A 15248-nucleotide genomic window follows, 5' to 3' on the forward strand; every position below is an offset into this window, starting at 1 on the left:
TGTCGGCGGCTCAGGCGTCGCGCCGAACCAGTTCGGCCTGCATGCTGCCAAAGCGCGTCAGATCGGTAAGCGCGTCGCGCGCGCCCTGCAGCGATTCGAATTTCTCCAGGAACTTGGAAGGCACGTGGTTGACCACCGCGCCGGGTCCTTCCTCGACGATCGCCACCTTGGCCTCGCCGCGCAGGGTGGCGATCTGGTAGATGGCCTTGCGCTGCCCATAGAAGAGATAGTCGTACTCCTCCACCACCTCGAACTCGGGCCCCGCCTCGGTATGGAACTGGCCCGGCTTGTTGGTCAGGATCACGTACATGTCAGTCTCCGCCGCCGGCCGGCGCCGCCGCGTCCTGGCGCAGCTCTATATCGTGGGTAATCCACAGCTGGCAAGCCAGGCGATAGCCCTGGGCCAGCCGGTCTCCCAGCTGCTTTTTCTCTTTCCAGTTCGGCTCGGGCAGGTGTTCGCCGCCAGCGAGGATGCGGCACGCGCAGGTGGCGCACTTGCCCATCCCGCACTGGTAGCGCAGGTTCGGATAGGGAAACTGCTTGATCCCGGCGCGCACCACCAGATTGGTGTTGTCCTTCACCTCATCGGCAAAGGTCTCGTCGCCCTTGTGGAATACAACGATAGGCATGGCCGATTCGCGCTCACAATGTCCTGGAATGCCGGGCCGCCATGGGCGGCCCCGCTCGTACCGGCGCCGATACTCGGCAGCCGTTATGAACATTGTATATCGTATGCAGTTTATGCCGGCCTAGGGAATTCACCGATAGGAGCACAGTTCCGCATCGCGCGCCTGCAAACCGCGCCAATTGCTTGATTAGTCTATTGAATCAGGCATATGGACGGCAAAAACCACGGCCATTGTTGTGCAAAGCGGGCCAAGACTGCATCGAAACGGTATTCGATGTACAATTGCTTGGTAGATAAAGCAATAGGTACTAACCATGAAAACCGTTACGCCCCGTATGCAACACACCCGTATCGGCCAGCAATTGCTGCCGCACTTCGCCCAGCGCGCCGAACTGCGCCGCACGATCCCGCTGTTTCCGTTCACGCTGGCCGAACTGCTGGCCCCGCTGCGCCGCAAGGCCGCCAACCGCCCCGGCTCCGACGAGCCCGCGCTCGACGCCCGCTGAGCGCCAGGCCGGCCGGCCTGGCCCGGCGCCCCGGCCCATTCCCCTGCCATGACCTGGCCCGCGCCTGCCCGGCGGCGGGCCGTCGGCGCTGGCGCGCCGGCAGGCACCGGTTGCATGCGCACGGTTTTTATCTAGAATGATAGTGGTTTGCATTATCATCGCGCCTGCCTACCGTGCCCCTCACCTCCCTCGCCCCCCAGGACGCCGTCCACGCGCTGTACCGCGAACATCACGGCTGGCTGCAAAGCTGGCTGCGCAAGAAGCTGAATGATGCCTACGACGCCGCCGACCTGGCGCAAGACACCTTCGTGCGCGTGCTGCGCCACCGTGCCGAACTCGCCACGTTGCGCGAGCCGCGCGCCTACCTGCTGACCATCGCCGGCCGGCTGGTCGTCAACCACTACCGGCGCCGCTCGCTCGAACGGGCCTACCTCGAGACCCTGGCCAGCCTGCCGCCGGCGCACGCCCCCTCGCCCGAACAACGCGCCCTGATCCTGGAAGCCCTGGACCAGATCGATGCCTTTCTGCACAGCCTGGCCCCGAAAGTGCGCCAGGCGTTCCTGCTGGCCCAGCTGGAACGCCTGCCCTATGCGGACATCGCCCGGCGCCTGCAGGTATCGGTGCGCACCGTGCAGCGCTACATCGCGCAGGGCTACGAGCAATGCATCCTGCTGGCCCCCTGAATCCGCCCGGCGACGACGCGCCGATCGAGCGCCGGGTGGCGCGCGAGGCCGCCCGCTGGCTCGTGCGGCTGGGCTCCGGCCAGGCCAGCGCCGACGAAATCCAGGCCTGCGACCACTGGCGCGCCAGCCATGCCGAGCACGAACGCGCCTGGCAGCGCGCCCGCCGGCTGACGAGCATGTTCGACCGCATCCCGCCGGCCGTGGGCCAGGCCGCCCTGGGCCGCGCTGCGGGGCGCCCGGAACAGCGGCTGGCTGGCCGACCTGCGCACCGGCACCGGCGAAACCCGCACGGTGGCATTGGGCCCGGGCACGCAGTTGCGCCTGAATACCGGCACCGCCGTCAGCCTGGACGACGGTTCCGGCATGCTCAGCCTGCGCCTGCACCGCGGCGAAATCTACCTCGAAGCCGACCGCCCCTGCCGCGTGCTGACCGATCCGCACGGAGGCGGCTCACCTCTGGCTGCGCCAGGACGATGCCGACGGCCTGCTCGGCGTGGTGGCCGGGCTGGCCTTCTGGCAGGGCGCCGACAACCGCACCCACTCGGTCGCGGCCGGACAACGCATCGCGTGGCACGACGGCGCCCTGCAGGGTGCGGCGCAAACGCTGGATGGCTCGCCGGACTGGCTGCGCGGCGTGCTGCGCGCCGATGCCATGCGCCTGGACCACTTCCTGCGCGAACTGAGCCGCTACCGCCCGGGTACGCTGCTCTGCGACCCCAGGGTGGCCGGCCTGCGTCTGTCCGGCGTGTTCCAGCTGGCCCACACCGACGACATCCTGCGCGCCCTGCCGGCGCTGCTGCCGGTGCAACTGTCCTATGTAACGCCGTACTGGATCACCGTCGGGCCCCGGCCCGCCGGCGCCACGACGTGAACAAGCGGCCAGCCATGAGCGAAGAACGTCCCTCGGCAAAAAAAATGCCTGTTCCCTGTCCGGTTTCGACGCGCCGGTGGTCATCGACAGCACAAGCACGCTCGTGCCTGCTCTCGATGGGAAAGGAAGATCATGGTTTACGCTTGCGATCAGGGCGCCCGCCGCGCCCGTCCCGCGCCGCCAAGGCGCCCCCAAACGGCACTGGCCATGCGCGGCGCGCTGGCGGCATGCGCACTGGCCGGTACGCTGGCGGCCGCTCCCGCCGCCGCGCAGCCGGCGGCGGCGCCCGCATCGGCGGGCGCGCGCGCCTGGCACATCGACGCCGGCCCCCTGGGCGAGGCCCTGGCGCGCTTTGCCGACCAGGCCGGCATTACCTTGCTGTACGACCCCGCCGCGGTGCGCGGCCGCGCCAGCGCCGGCCTGCAAGGCGTGTACTCGGTGCCCGACGGCCTGGCGCGCCTGCTCGATGGCAGCGGCCTGGACGCGCGCCAGCGCGGCGCCGGCACCTACGTGCTGCAGGCGCTGCCCGCCGGCCCGGTCGCCCAGCTGGCGCCGGTCACCATCGAGGCTGACGGCGTGCGCGCCGATCCCGCCTGGGCCCGCACCGCCACGCGCCGCGAACTCGACGCGCGCCAGGTGCTCGACTGGAACGATATCGGCAAGCGCGTCGATCCCGGCGTCAACTACAACCGCCGCACCAAGAGCATCAACATCCGCGGCCTGGACGAAAACCGCGTGGTCACACGCATCGACGGCATCCGCCTGCCCTGGCTCGACGACGGCGCGCGCGGCATCCAGGGCGGGCTGAACGCGGTGGACTTCAACACCCTGTCGCGCCTGGACGTCGTGCGCGGCGCCGACTCCAGCGCGGCCGGCTCCGGCGCGCTGGGCGGCCTGGCCGACCTGCGCACGCTCGAACCCGCCGACCTGCTGCGCGACGGGCGCCGCTTCGGCGCGCTCGCCAAGTCCGACTATGACTCGGCCGACGCCAGCTGGGGCCTGAACGCGGCCCTGGCCGGGCAGGTCCACGACGACACCAGCTGGCTGCTGCAGGCGGGCACCCGCAATGGCCACGACCTGGACAACCGCGCCGACACGGGCGGCTACGGCAGCAAGCGCAGCCAGCCCAGCCCCGAGGACTACGCCCAGAACAACTTCCTGCTCAAGCTGCAGCAGCGCATCGACGGCGGCCATCGCCTCGGCCTGACGGGCGAATACTTCAAGCGCCGCGCCGACCTCGACCAGATGTACCAGCAGGGCGCCGGCACCAGCTACCAGTACGGCGCCAACCGCACCCACGAGGAAACCACGCGCAAGCGCGTCTCGCTGGACTACCAGTACAACGCCCCGCAGGCCGGCGCCGCGATCGACAGCGCCCGGGCCATGGTGTACTGGCAGCGGCTGCGGCTGGACAGTTCGCAGGACGCCCGCCGCACGCGCGACGGACGCGCCTACGCCCGCCCCGGCGACCCCTACTTCTACGGCTATCCCAGCGGCCCCTACGGACGCAGCAACTCGATCCAGGAATCGATCCTCGGCGTCAACGGCGAGCTCTCCAGCCGCTTCGAAGGCATGGTGTCGCAGCGCGTGACGATAGGCGGCGAATGGTACGGCAACCGCACCGAGCAGTATTCGGACGGCTACGACAACTGCCCCGCCATCCCGCCCGGCACGCCCGCGCCGATGGGGCCGCGCCTGTGCGACATGCTGCATACCAACCAGGCCGACATGCCCCGGGTTAAGGGCAGCCAGTGGGCCATCTGGGCACAGGACGAAATCGCCTTCGCCGACGGGCGCTACATCCTGACCCCGTCACTGCGCTACGACCATTACGAGCAGAAGCCGCAGCAAGGCGGCGGCTACCAGAACAACCCCAACGCCGGCACGCTGCCGCCGCCGTCGTCGGGGGGCCGCTTCTCGCCCAAGCTGCTGGGCACCTGGAAGGCGCGCGAGGCGCTGACGCTGTATGCGCAATACGGCTTCGGCTACCGGGCGCCGTCGGCCACCGAGCTGTACACCAACTACGGCGGCCCGGGAACCTATCTGCGCGTGGGCAATCCCTCCTTGAAGCCCGAGACCAGCAAGGGCTGGGAGCTGGGCGCCCGCCTGGGCGACGATCAGTTGGGCGGCGCCGTGTCGCTGTTCGACAACCGCTACCAGAACTTCATCGACAAGAACGTGCCGCTGGGCAAGGGTTCGCCGCAATGGCAGCCGGCCTGGGACGGCCAGTACCCGCTGGGCGTCACCGGGCTGGCCAACCGGGCGCGCGTGCGCATCTATGGCGCCGAAGCCTCGGCGCACTGGCGGTTCGCGCCCAACTGGCGCACCTGGGGCTCGCTGGCCTGGGCCGTGGGCAAGGACGAAAACACCGGCCAGCACCTGAATTCGGTGCCGCCGCTCAAGGCCATCCTCGGCCTGGGCTACCAGCGCGACGAATGGGGCATCGACGCCATGCTGACGGCCGCCACGCGCCGCGACGACGTGCAATACCCCGAGGCCTCCGCCAGCGCGCGCTACGCCGATTTCCAGGCCCCGGGCTACGGCGTGGTGGACCTGTCCGCCTACTGGCGCCCGGCCGCCGTCAAGGGCCTGCAGCTGCAGGCGGGCGTGTTCAACCTGTTCGACAAGAAATACTGGGAAGCCATCAACGTGCCCACGGCGGGCGCCATTGCGATTCCGCGACCGTTAGACTGGTACACCGAGCCAGGCCGCAGCGTGCGCGTATCGTTGACCTACCAGTATTGAACCCGGCGCGCGGCGGCCGCCGGGCCGCCGCGCCAGAACCATACCCTGGAGAATGCAATGACCGAACCGACCTTTGCCACCCGCGCCGCGGCGCTGCGCCAGCGCAACGACGAGCTGGCCGCCAGCCAGCCCGGCCAGCGCGCCCGCAACCTGGCCCAGGCGCTCGGCGTCTCGGAAGCCGAATGGATCGCGGCCGGCTGCAACGGCGCGCGCGTCACCGCGCTGCGCGGCAAGCCGCAGGCCATCTTCCGCGACCTGGGCGAGCTGGGCGAAGTCATGGCCCTCACCCGCAACGACTGGTGCGTGCATGAACGGCACGGCCGCTACGAGGACATCCAGGCCGAGGGGCCGGTGGGCCTGGTGCTGGGGCCGGATATCGACCTGCGCGTGTTCTTCAACTGTTGGGCCAGCGCCTGGGCCGTCGAACAGGACGGCCACACCAGCCTGCAATTCTTCGACGGCGCGGGCGTGGCGGTGCACAAGGTGTACCGCACCGAAGCGACCGACGGCGCGGCCTGGGAGGCGCTGGTCGCCCGCTACGCGGGCGAGCCCGAATGGCCCGAGCCGCAGCCCTATCCGCCCGCCGACGACGCCGCCGCCGTGGACGATCCGGCCGCGCTGCGGCGTGACTGGCTGGCCATGCAGGACACGCACGAGTTCTTCCCGCTGCTGCGCAGGCTGAAGGTCGGGCGGCTGGCGGCCCTGAAGGCCGCCGGCGCCGACCTGGCGCAACAGGTGCCGGCCGAGACGGTCGAGCGCATGCTGACGCAGGCCGCGGCCAGCGGCCTGTCCATCATGTGCTTCGTCGGCAACCGCGGCATGATCCAGATCCACACCGGTCCGGTCGAGAAGCTGCGCCGTACCGGCCCCTGGTACAACGTGCTGGACCCGCGCTTCAACCTGCACCTGAACACCGAGACCGTCGATTCGGCCTGGGTGGTCAGCAAGCCCACCAGCGACGGCTGGGTCACCTCGCTGGAGCTGTACACGGCCGGCGGCGAGCTGATCGTGCAGTTCTTCGGCGAGCGCAAGCCCGGCAAGCCCGAACTGACCGCCTGGCGCCAACTGCTGTCTGGCCTGTGCGGCCAGCCGCTGGCCGAGTGAGGCAGGCCATGAAGCGCTTGCTGGCATGGCTATTGGCGATGGCCTGCGCCGGGGCCGCGGCGCAGGGCGCGCCGGCGCGGCGCGTCGTCACGCTGGGCGGCACCGTTACCGAAATCGTCTATGCGCTGGGCCAGGGCGGCCGCCTGGTCGGCGACGACCTGTCCAGCCTGTACCCGCAGGCGGCCACGCAACTGCCGCGCATCGGCTACTACCGGGCGGTGCCGGTTGAGGGCGTGCTGGCGCTCGAACCCGACCTGGTGCTGGCCTCCGAACAGGCCGGACCGCCCGACGCCATCGAGCGCCTGAAGGCGGTGGGCGTCCGTGTCGCGGTCGTCTCCGACCAGGCGTCGGTGCAGTCGCTGCATGCGCGCATACGCGCCATCGCCCAGGCGCTGGATGCCGTGCCCGAGGGCGAGCGCCTGGCCGCCCAGCTCGATGCCGAGCTGGCCCGGACCGAGGCGCTGCCGGCCTCGGGCGCGCGCGCACTGCTGCTGATGAACCGCACCGGCACGCCCCTGGGCGCCGGGCGCGACACCGCGGCGGACCTGCTGCTGCGCCTGTCGGGGCTGGCCAACGCGCTGGCCGGCCAGGAGGGCTACAAGCCCGTGTCGGCCGAAGCGCTCGGGGCGCTGGCGCCCGAGGTCATCGTGGTGACCGCGGCCTCGCTGGCGGCATCGGGCGGCCTGGAGAAGCTGCGCGCGCAACCAGGAATCGCCGCCACGCCCGCCGCGCAACGCCAGTGCATCGTGGTCATGGACGACCTGCTGGCGCTGGGAACCGGCCCGCGCCTGCCGCAGGCGATCCGCCAACTCAAGGAGACGCCTTGTGTCGCTGGCCACGGCACCCCGCCCGCCCGCTAGCCGGCGCCATCCGGTCGCGCTGCTGCTGGCGCTGGGCGCTGCCTTGCTGGCGGTGGCCGTCCTCGCCGCCGCCAGCGGCGCGGTGCATATTCCGCTGGCCGACCTGGCGCGCCTGATCGGCGGCGACAGTACGCCGCGCGATGCGCTGTGGCGCAACGTGCTGTTCGACATCCGCCTGCCGCGCGTGCTGTTCGCGGCCACCGCGGGCGCGGCGCTGGCGATCTGCGGCGCGGCCATGCAGGCGCTGTTTCGCAATCCGCTGGCCGAGCCCGGGCTGGTGGGCATTTCGGCCGGCGGCGCGATGGGCGCGGTGCTAGCCATCGTGCTGACTTCCGGCGGCTTCGCCATCACGGCGCCGGCGGCCTTCGCCGGCAGCCTGCTGGCTACCGGCTGCGCCTACGTGCTGGGACGCCGCGCGCATGGCGTGGCGGGCCTGCTGCTGGCCGGCATCGCCATCAACACGGTGGCCGGCAGCGTGATCGGCCTGCTGACCTTCATGGCCTCGGACGCGCAACTGCGCGACCTCACGTTCTGGAGCATGGGCAGCCTGGCCGGCGCGCGCTGGTCGCTGCTGGCGTTTCTGGCGCCCTGGACCTTGCTGTGGTCGTGGTGGCTGATGCGCCAGTGGCGCGCCATGAATGCCCTGCTAATGGGCGAGCGCGAGGCGCACCACCTCGGTTTCGCGCTGCGCTCGGTACGGCGGCAACTGGTGCTGGCCACCGCGCTGATCGTCGGCCCCCTGGTGGCGGCCACCGGCGGCATCGGGTTTGTCGGCCTGGTCGTGCCCCACCTGATACGCATGACGCTGGGCGCCGACCACCGCTGGCTGCTGCCCGCCTCGATGCTGGCCGGCGCCCTGGCCCTGACGCTGGCGGACTGGCTGGCGCGGGTGGTCATCGTGCCGGCGGAACTGCCCATCGGACTGGTCACCAGCCTGGTGGGCGGCCCCTTTTTCCTGTGGCTGCTGGCGCGCGGCCGCCGTCTCTGACCGCAGCAACGCCCATGACCCTGCAAGCCCGCAATCTGACCTTGGCGCGCGGCGGCGCGCCCATCCTCACCGACGTGTCGCTGACGCTGGCGCCCGGCACGCTGGTGGGGCTGCTGGGCGCCAATGGCGCCGGCAAGTCCACCCTGCTGGCGGCGCTGGCCGGCGAACTGGCGCCGCGCTCGGGCCAGGTCTACCTGGGCGATGCGGACCTGGCGACGTTGAACGCGCGGCAGCTGGCGCGCCGCCGCGCCGTGCTGCCGCAAAAACCCTCGCTGTCGTTCGACCTGGGTGTCAGCGACGTGGTCGGCATGGGCGCCTATCCGTTTCCGGAACTGGATCCGGCCGCCGTGCGCCAGCTGGTGCGCGACGCGCTGGAGCAGGCGAGCGTGACCCACCTGGCGCAGCGGCGCTATCCGCAGCTGTCCGGCGGCGAGCAGCAGCGCGTGCAGTTCGCGCGCGTGCTGGCGCAGTGCCATGCCATGCACGCGCCCGGCCAGACCCGCTACCTGATGCTGGACGAACCCATTTCCAATCTGGACCCCAGGCACCAGATGGAATTGCTGGCCACGGCGCGGGCGCTGGCCCACGAGGCCGGCATGGGCGTGCTGGTGATCGTGCATGACATCAATCAGGCGGCGCGCTGGTGCGACACGCTGGCGCTGCTGGCCGATGGCCGGCTGGCCGCGCTGGGGCCGCCCGCCGACGTGCTGACGCCGGACCACATGCGGCGCGTCTATGGCATCGAGGCCGATGTGCTGGCGCATCCCACCCTGCCCGGCCGCCTGCTGGTGCTGGCGCGCTGAGCCTCAAGCGCCGGTTTCGAGTTGGCGCAGCCAGGCCTGGGCGGCGTCGAGCTCGTGCTCGCTGAACACGCGCACGCCGACGCGCGTCAGGCAAGCCGCCGTCACGCCTTCGCGCGCGATGCGCGCGCCGCTGAAACTGCCGTCGTACGTGTACCCGCTGCCGCACGACGGGCTGCCCTCCTTGAGCACGGCAACGCGGATGCCGCGCTCGCGCACCAGCGCCAGCGCCTGCCGCGCGCCCTCGACGAAAGCGGCGCTGACGTCGACGCCCGAGGCCTCGCGCACCTGCGCCAGGCCGTCGAGCACCGCGGCGCCCCCGGCGCCGGCGGCGATTTCCGCCGGCGGACGCGGCGTGGGCAATCCGCCGGCGACTTCCGGGCACACCGCCACCACGCGCCGCTCGGCCTGCCAGCGCGCCAGCACCGGATGTCCGGTCGCGGCATCACGTCCGTCGTAGCGCACCGGCCGGCCCAGCAGGCAGGCACTGACCAAGACCCATTCCATCGCGGCTCTCCCGGCGCCCGGCGGGCGCCACAGCCGCTACTGTAGCGCTGTCGCGCCGCCCCCGGCGCGGGCGCGGGGGTACGGCCGAATTCGGACGCAAGCCGCCGGAGGCCGGCGCGGCCGCGCGGCGCTAGACTGGCCGGTATGGATACTTGCCCGAACACGGTGCAGGCGCGCATCGGCGCGCTGGACTGGCCGGCCCTGGAAACCGCGCTCGATGCGCGCGGCGCCGCCGTCGCGCACGGCCTGCTGGATGCGCGCGAATGCGGCGAGCTGGCCGCCCTGTACACACAGCCGCGGCTGTTCCGCAGCCGCATCGTCATGGCCCGGCACGGCTTCGGCCGCGGCGAGTACCAGTATTTCGCCTATCCGCTGCCGCCGCTGGTGGCGCAGCTGCGCACGGCGTTCTATCCGCCGCTGGCGGCCGTGGCCAACCGCTGGAATGCGGCGCTGCGCGACCCCATGCGCTATCCGGCGCGGCATGCCGACTGGCTGCATACCTGCCACCAGGCCGGCCAGGCGCGCCCCACGCCGCTGCTGCTCAAGTATGGGCCGGGCGATTACAACTGCCTGCACCAGGACCTGTACGGCGAACGGGTGTTCCCCTTGCAGGTGGCCATCCTGCTGTCGCGGCCCGGCCGCGACTTCGACGGCGGCGAGTTCGTGATGACCGAGCAGCGCTCCGGACACGCGGCGCGCGCCGAGGTCATGCCGCTGGCGCAGGGCGGCGCGCTGGTTTTCGCGGTCAACCGGCGGCCGGCGCAAGGCGCGCGCGGGCTGGTGCAGGCCAGCCTGCGCCATGGGGTGAGCGAACTGCGGGCCGGCCAACGCTATAATACGATAGGCATCATCTTCCACGACGCCACCTGAGACGCAGCGCCATGCAAGCCGACCTCTTCGACGCCGAGCAAACCGGCATCCGCACGCGCCTGGGCGAGCAGGCGTGGGTGCTGCGGGGTTTCGCCCTGCCCTGGCTGGACGCCTTGCTGCCCGCCTTGCGCGCGGTCATCGCGCAGGCGCCGCTGCGCCATATGGCCACGCCAGGCGGTTTCACCATGTCGGTGGCGCTGACCAATTGCGGCGCGCTGGGCTGGACCACCGACGCGCACGGCTACCGCTACCGGCCCGACGATCCGCAGACCGGCTTGCCGTGGCCGCCGATGCCACAGGCGTTTGCGCAACTGACGCGCGAGGCGGCGGCGCAGGCGGGCTTTGCCGGCTTCGATCCCGACGCCTGCCTGGTCAACCGCTATGCGCCCGGCGCGCGCATGTCGCTGCACCAGGACAAGAACGAGCGCGACTTCGGCGCGCCCATCGTGTCGGTGTCGCTGGGCCTGCCCGCCATGTTCCTGTTCGGCGGCGCGCGGCGCGACGAGCGGCCCGCCCGCATACCGCTGCTGCACGGCGACGTGGCCGTATGGGGTGGCGTGGACCGGCTGCGCTACCACGGCGTGATGCCGCTGGCCGAGGGCCAACATCCGCTGCTGGGCCGCCAGCGCATCAACTTCACGCTGCGCCGCGCCGGCGCCTGAATTCGGCCGCAAGCGCCGGGATGCGCGGCACGCGCGCGCCGCATACAGTCAAGGCGCCATCAAACCAGGAGCGCATCATGCATTTCTTTCAGGCCCAACTCGAATCGCCCCTCGGCGCCCTGAGCCTGGTCACCGACGACCGGCAGCAGGTACGCGCGCTGGAGTTCGCCGACTCGCCGCAACGCCTGCGGCGGCTGCTGCACCTGCACTACGGGACATGCACCCTGCGCGAGGCGCCGGCCCCGGCGGCCATCGCCGCGGCGCTGGCGCACTACTTCTCGGGGCAGTGCGACGCGCTGGACGGCATTGCCACCGCCACCGGCGGCAGCGCGCTGCAGCAGCGGGTCTGGCAGGCGCTGCGCCGGATTCCGGTCGGCGAGGTCACCAGCTACGGCGCGCTGGCGCGGCAACTGGGGCATGACGACCGCCAGGCCGCGCGCGCCATCGGCGGCGCCAACGCGGCCAACCCCATCGCCCTCATCGTGCCGTGCCACCGCGTCATCGGCAAGGATGGCGCGCTCAAGGGCTATGCCTGGGGGCTGGAGCGCAAGCGCTGGCTGCTGGCGCACGAGAACGCCGCGGCGGGGCTGTTGCGCGAGGCCGGCTGAGCCGTTTGCAACGCCGGCAACGGCGCCATATACAAGCGGGCAAGGACGTTGTACCGTCGCGGAACTTCTTCTCCCGCATCCTGGCGCCCGCCGCATGTACCGCACCGACCGCCTCTACAGCCCCCCTGCCTGGCCTGTAACCCGCTGGCTGGCCGATCCCGGACGGAACGTGCCGGACGACATCCGCCAGGCGCTGCTCGCAGGCCTGTTCGGCACGATTTCGATCTTCGTGGGCGGCGTGCTCAACAGCGTGCTGGTGGCGCTGATCATCGCCATCCGCCTGCCGCAGGCGCCGTTCATCGCATGGCTGGCGTTCGAGCTGGCCTGCTGCCTGGCGCGCGCCGTCGTGCTGGTGTCGGCGCGCCGCGCCGCCGCGGCCGGCCGGCCCACCCATACCGACGCCTATATCGTGCTGACCGTGCTGTGGGCGTGCAGCGTGGGCTACGGCACGCTCATCAGCGTGGCCAGCGGCGACTGGGTCGCGGCGATCCTGGCCTGCCTGTCCGCCGCCGCCATGGTGGGCGGCATCTGTTTCCGCAATTTCAGCGCGCCGCGCCTGACCGCGCTGATGATCTGCGTGAGCCTGGGGCCTTGCACCACCCTGCCCTGGTTCACCGGCGAGCACAGTCTGTGGATCGTCAGCGTGCAATTGCCGCTCTACCTGGCCAGCATGACGGTGGCGGCGTACCGCTTCAATCGCATGCTGGTGGCGACCATGCAGGCCGAACGCGACAGCGACCGGCTGGCGCGGTGCGATGCGCTGACCGGGCTGCTGAATCGCTTCGGCCTGGGCTTCGCGCTGGAGCGCGCCGTGGCGGCAACGCGCCGCGACGGAAACGAGTTCGCCCTGCTGTACCTGGACCTGGATGGTTTCAAGTCGGTCAACGACACCCACGGCCATGCCGCCGGCGACCGGCTGCTGCGCGACGTGGCGGCGCGGTTGACGGAGCTGGCGCCGGCCGACGCGGCGATCGCGCGCATCGGCGGCGACGAGTTCGTGCTGCTGGTGCGGAATTGCGACGAGGCCTGCGCCACCGCGTTGGACGATCGCATCGTGGCGCGGATCTGCGAGCCTTACGACCTGGGGACGCCGCGCCCGGTCCGCATTGGCGGCAGCGTCGGCATCGCGCTGGTGCCCCGCCATGGCCAGGAGATGACGGCCATCCTCAAGGCCGCCGACCGGGCGCTGTACCTGGCCAAGTCGGCCGGCAAGTCGCGCACCGCGCTGGCCGCCTGAGCGGCCAGGCTACTGCGCGACCGGCTGCCAGCCGGCCAGGTCGGTACGCATGCCCACCGCGCCCGCGCCGCCCAGGTCGCGCTGCAGCACCTGGCCGCTGGTGTCGGCGGCAAAGGTGTACACGCCGCTGCGCCGGTATTGGGCCGGCCAGGCCACCACGCGGAAATCCTTGCCGTCGGGCGCAGCCTCCACCCGGAACCGGTAGCCGGCATACGCCTGGTCGAGCGGCGTATCCGCGCCCATGGCCAGGGCGTCGGGCCCGAAGGGCGGCGCGTCGGCCTGGTCCGCCGCCGGCCAGTACAGGCCGTCGCGATGCTCGGGCCGGCTGACCAGCCGGCTTGCGTAGCGCCCCTGCCCCGGCCCCTGCGCATAGCGCGCCTGCGCCTGCGCCAGTTGCCTCACGCCGTCGATGGCGGCCAGTTCGTTGCGCCCGATGGTGCGCCGGCGCATTTCGGCCACGCCCGCCTGCAGGTCGAAGCGCCATTGCCCCTGGCCGCCGCGCGCCATCGGAACCGGAAAGGTCCAGCCCGAGAGCCCCACCGCCAGCCAGGCGCGCCGGTCGCCCTCGCTCTGGATGTCGTGGCGGTCGGCCCACGCGGCCAGGAAACGGTAGATCGCCTGCGTGTGATCGCCGGCCGGGAACACCTGGCGGTAATTGGCGCCCAGCACGCGCGCCAGCGCCGTGTCGTCGGACGTGGCGATGGCGTCGACCAGCGCATCGCCGGCGGCCTGGGCCGTGGGGTAAGGCGCCTGGGCCATGGCCGCGCCGGCGGTCGCCCAGGTCAGCGCCAGGGCGCCCAGGACGCGCCGGACCATCGGATGCTTGTTGTGCATGCTCATCTCCGGCCATGACCGAAATGGTGGGCGCCGCCGCCCATGCCGCCGCGGCCGCCAAAGCCGCCGCGCTGTTGCGCGAAGTCGCCGCGCTGGGTCTGCTGGCGCATGCGCGCGCCGTCGCCGGCGTCGTGCAGCGCCGGCGTGCGGTTGAATTGCTCGGCTCGCTCGCGCGCCGCGGCCTGGTCGGCGTGCTGGCGTTGCATGCCGTCCGCGTGAGCCGGATTGTGCTGGCCCGGTTGGCGCTGCCCGGCGCCCGCCTGGCCCGGCCGGCTGCCGCTCGGCCGGGCGTCGCGCCCAGGCGCCCCGGCGCGCTCGCCGCCATGCCCGGGACCGCCGTAACCGGCGACGGCATGGCCGGTATGGCCTTCGAACGCCTGCGCGGCGCGCTGCCGCTCGGCGTCGATCGACCCTCCGCCCGCGCGCTGGCCGGCCTGCGCGCGGCGCTGCTGGCCGGCCTGGCGCTGCGCGTCGAAGCGCTGGCGGCTGGCGCTGTCGGCGTAGGCCGCGCTGCCGCGATTGGCGGCGTTGTGCTGCCAGTCCACCCGCGTGTTGCTGGTGTCGATACGATGGTTGATGTTGACGTTGTTGTAGCGATTGACGTCGATATCGACGTCATTGTGTCCCCAGTCGAAGCCGCCCCACATGGCGTCGACCGCCGCCACGCCCAGGCCGAAGCCGATGCCGCCGACCAGGGCGGTCGCGAAGGCCGAGCCGGGCGGCGGCGGATAGTAATAGGGCGGATAGGCCGGATACGGCCAGGCGCCGTACACCACGGTGGGGTTGTAGCTGGGAACGTAGACCACCTGCGGATCGGCCGGCTCGACCACCACGACGGTCTTGCCGGCGCTTTCGGTGGTGGTGACTTTCTGCTGCTTGTTGCTGGTCAGCGTGCCGGCCTTCCTGGCTTCGGTGCGCAGGCGCTGCACGGAATCCATGACGTCGTCGGGCTGCGCCAGGAAGGCATCGCCCAGCGACTTGACCCATTGCGGCTGGCGCCCCATCAGATCCATGACCGACGGAAACGCCACCAGGGACTTGACGCTGGGATCCCACGGCTGGCCTTCGGCGGCCTTGACGGCGGCGTCGCCCGAATCCTTGGGATGATCGGCGGACCATTTGGCCGCGGCGGCCACGTCGTCGGGATAGGTGGCGGCCATCAGCACCTGCGACAGCAGCGAATCGGGATACAGGGCCACCGGCGCCAGCAACTGGTCGAGCCGGGCGTTGTCCAGCTTGGCCTGCGCCTGCGCGGAACCGGCCCATATCGCCCCCAGATACAGCAGACTCACAAGCAGATAGCGCAATCGCAACATATCCCACTCCCAGGAGTTTGCCCGTCGGA

The 15248-nt window shown here is 71.5% G+C and carries 16 protein-coding genes and 1 pseudogene; 12 read left to right on the plus strand and 5 right to left on the minus strand.

The window, feature by feature from the left end:
- Positions 1 to 10 precede the first annotated feature (10 nt).
- Positions 11 to 310: a hypothetical protein gene (locus LK409_RS19110; protein ID WP_003815427.1), complete on the minus strand. Its 300-nt coding sequence runs from the start codon at positions 308 to 310 to the stop codon at positions 11 to 13.
- Between the two features lies 1 nt (position 311).
- Positions 312 to 629: a 2Fe-2S iron-sulfur cluster-binding protein gene (locus LK409_RS19115; protein ID WP_010929422.1), complete on the minus strand. Its 318-nt coding sequence runs from the start codon at positions 627 to 629 to the stop codon at positions 312 to 314.
- A 334-nt stretch (positions 630 to 963) separates the two neighbouring features.
- Between LK409_RS19115 and LK409_RS19120 the strand changes: the two genes are divergently transcribed.
- From LK409_RS19120 to LK409_RS19165, 8 genes and pseudogenes are all read left to right on the plus strand, one after another.
- Complete coding sequence (locus LK409_RS19120) at positions 964 to 1134, plus strand: hypothetical protein (protein WP_225665520.1); 171 nt, start codon at positions 964 to 966, stop codon at positions 1132 to 1134.
- Between the two features lie 173 nt (positions 1135 to 1307).
- Positions 1308 to 1817, plus strand: coding sequence for a sigma-70 family RNA polymerase sigma factor (locus tag LK409_RS19125; protein ID WP_010929423.1), 510 nt, complete (start codon positions 1308 to 1310; stop codon positions 1815 to 1817).
- Positions 1818 to 1852: 35 nt separating this feature from the next.
- Positions 1853 to 2688, plus strand: a pseudogene (locus tag LK409_RS22830) (DUF4880 domain-containing protein).
- 132 nt (positions 2689 to 2820) lie between these two features.
- A complete protein-coding gene (locus tag LK409_RS19145; RefSeq protein ID WP_010929424.1) occupies positions 2821 to 5433 on the plus strand; it encodes a TonB-dependent receptor in 2613 nt (870 codons plus the stop codon).
- A 57-nt stretch (positions 5434 to 5490) separates the two neighbouring features.
- Complete coding sequence (locus LK409_RS19150; protein WP_003815440.1) at positions 5491 to 6537, plus strand: hemin-degrading factor; 1047 nt, start codon at positions 5491 to 5493, stop codon at positions 6535 to 6537.
- Positions 6534 to 7397 (plus strand): heme/hemin ABC transporter substrate-binding protein, encoded by an 864-nt coding sequence (locus tag LK409_RS19155; RefSeq protein ID WP_010929425.1) that lies wholly within the window; start codon positions 6534 to 6536, stop codon positions 7395 to 7397. Before LK409_RS19150 ends, LK409_RS19155 begins: the two co-directional genes overlap by 4 nt.
- A gap of 43 nt (positions 7398 to 7440) precedes the next feature.
- Positions 7441 to 8385, plus strand: a complete 945-nt coding sequence (locus LK409_RS19160; RefSeq protein WP_010929426.1) for a FecCD family ABC transporter permease — start codon at positions 7441 to 7443, stop codon at positions 8383 to 8385.
- A gap of 14 nt (positions 8386 to 8399) precedes the next feature.
- The gene (locus LK409_RS19165) at positions 8400 to 9188 is read left to right on the plus strand and encodes a heme ABC transporter ATP-binding protein (RefSeq protein WP_010929427.1); all 789 of its coding nucleotides are present in this window, start codon (positions 8400 to 8402) and stop codon (positions 9186 to 9188) included.
- 3 nt (positions 9189 to 9191) lie between these two features.
- On the opposite strand, the gene LK409_RS19170 is transcribed toward LK409_RS19165, so the two are convergent.
- A complete protein-coding gene (locus LK409_RS19170; protein ID WP_010929428.1) occupies positions 9192 to 9692 on the minus strand; it encodes a DUF523 domain-containing protein in 501 nt (166 codons plus the stop codon).
- Between the two features lie 144 nt (positions 9693 to 9836).
- Here LK409_RS19170 and LK409_RS19175 point away from each other — a divergent pair, with 144 nt between their 5' ends.
- The 4 genes from LK409_RS19175 (at position 9837) to LK409_RS19190 (ending at position 13069) form a co-directional block, all read left to right on the plus strand.
- Positions 9837 to 10562 carry a 2OG-Fe(II) oxygenase gene (locus tag LK409_RS19175; RefSeq protein WP_010929429.1) on the plus strand — a complete coding sequence of 242 codons (726 nt, stop codon included), beginning with the start codon at positions 9837 to 9839 and terminating at the stop codon, positions 10560 to 10562.
- An 11-nt stretch (positions 10563 to 10573) separates the two neighbouring features.
- Positions 10574 to 11224, plus strand: coding sequence for a DNA oxidative demethylase AlkB (alkB, locus tag LK409_RS19180; protein WP_010929430.1), 651 nt, complete (start codon positions 10574 to 10576; stop codon positions 11222 to 11224).
- A gap of 20 nt (positions 11225 to 11244) precedes the next feature.
- Positions 11245 to 11832: a methylated-DNA--[protein]-cysteine S-methyltransferase gene (locus LK409_RS19185; protein WP_010929431.1), complete on the plus strand. Its 588-nt coding sequence runs from the start codon at positions 11245 to 11247 to the stop codon at positions 11830 to 11832.
- A gap of 94 nt (positions 11833 to 11926) precedes the next feature.
- Entirely contained in the window at positions 11927 to 13069 is a 1143-nt protein-coding gene (locus tag LK409_RS19190; RefSeq protein WP_010929432.1) for a GGDEF domain-containing protein, read from the plus strand.
- Positions 13070 to 13078: 9 nt separating this feature from the next.
- Here LK409_RS19190 and LK409_RS19195 read toward each other — a convergent pair whose 3' ends face one another.
- Complete coding sequence (locus LK409_RS19195) at positions 13079 to 13909, minus strand: DUF2950 family protein (protein WP_010929433.1); 831 nt, start codon at positions 13907 to 13909, stop codon at positions 13079 to 13081.
- Complete coding sequence (locus tag LK409_RS19200; protein ID WP_010929434.1) at positions 13906 to 15219, minus strand: DUF3300 domain-containing protein; 1314 nt, start codon at positions 15217 to 15219, stop codon at positions 13906 to 13908. Before LK409_RS19200 ends, LK409_RS19195 begins: the two co-directional genes overlap by 4 nt.
- Between the last annotated feature and the right edge of the window lie 29 nt (positions 15220 to 15248).

It is taken from the genome of Bordetella parapertussis, assembly GCF_020735925.1.
GTDB lineage: Bacteria > Pseudomonadota > Gammaproteobacteria > Burkholderiales > Burkholderiaceae_B > Bordetella > Bordetella pertussis.

Excerpts from the sequence above, each read along its gene's own strand:
- alkB (WP_010929430.1), top strand. The coding sequence starts at position 10,574 with ATGCAAGCCGACCTCTTCGACGCCGAGCAAACCGGCATCCGCACGCGC.
- LK409_RS19190 (WP_010929432.1), top strand. The coding sequence starts at position 11,927 with ATGTACCGCACCGACCGCCTCTACAGCCCCCCTGCCTGGCCTGTAACC.
- LK409_RS19185 (WP_010929431.1), top strand. The coding sequence starts at position 11,245 with ATGCGCGGCACGCGCGCGCCGCATACAGTCAAGGCGCCATCAAACCAG.
- LK409_RS19115 (WP_010929422.1), bottom strand. The coding sequence starts at position 629 with ATGCCTATCGTTGTATTCCACAAGGGCGACGAGACCTTTGCCGATGAG.
- LK409_RS19170 (WP_010929428.1), bottom strand. The coding sequence starts at position 9,692 with ATGGAATGGGTCTTGGTCAGTGCCTGCCTGCTGGGCCGGCCGGTGCGC.
- LK409_RS19110 (WP_003815427.1), bottom strand. The coding sequence starts at position 310 with ATGTACGTGATCCTGACCAACAAGCCGGGCCAGTTCCATACCGAGGCG.
- LK409_RS19150 (WP_003815440.1), top strand. The coding sequence starts at position 5,491 with ATGACCGAACCGACCTTTGCCACCCGCGCCGCGGCGCTGCGCCAGCGC.
- LK409_RS19145 (WP_010929424.1), top strand. The coding sequence starts at position 2,821 with ATGGTTTACGCTTGCGATCAGGGCGCCCGCCGCGCCCGTCCCGCGCCG.
- LK409_RS19175 (WP_010929429.1), top strand. The coding sequence starts at position 9,837 with ATGGATACTTGCCCGAACACGGTGCAGGCGCGCATCGGCGCGCTGGAC.
- LK409_RS19200 (WP_010929434.1), bottom strand. The coding sequence starts at position 15,219 with ATGTTGCGATTGCGCTATCTGCTTGTGAGTCTGCTGTATCTGGGGGCG.
- LK409_RS19165 (WP_010929427.1), top strand. The coding sequence starts at position 8,400 with ATGACCCTGCAAGCCCGCAATCTGACCTTGGCGCGCGGCGGCGCGCCC.
- LK409_RS19120 (WP_225665520.1), top strand. The coding sequence starts at position 964 with ATGCAACACACCCGTATCGGCCAGCAATTGCTGCCGCACTTCGCCCAG.
- LK409_RS19195 (WP_010929433.1), bottom strand. The coding sequence starts at position 13,909 with ATGAGCATGCACAACAAGCATCCGATGGTCCGGCGCGTCCTGGGCGCC.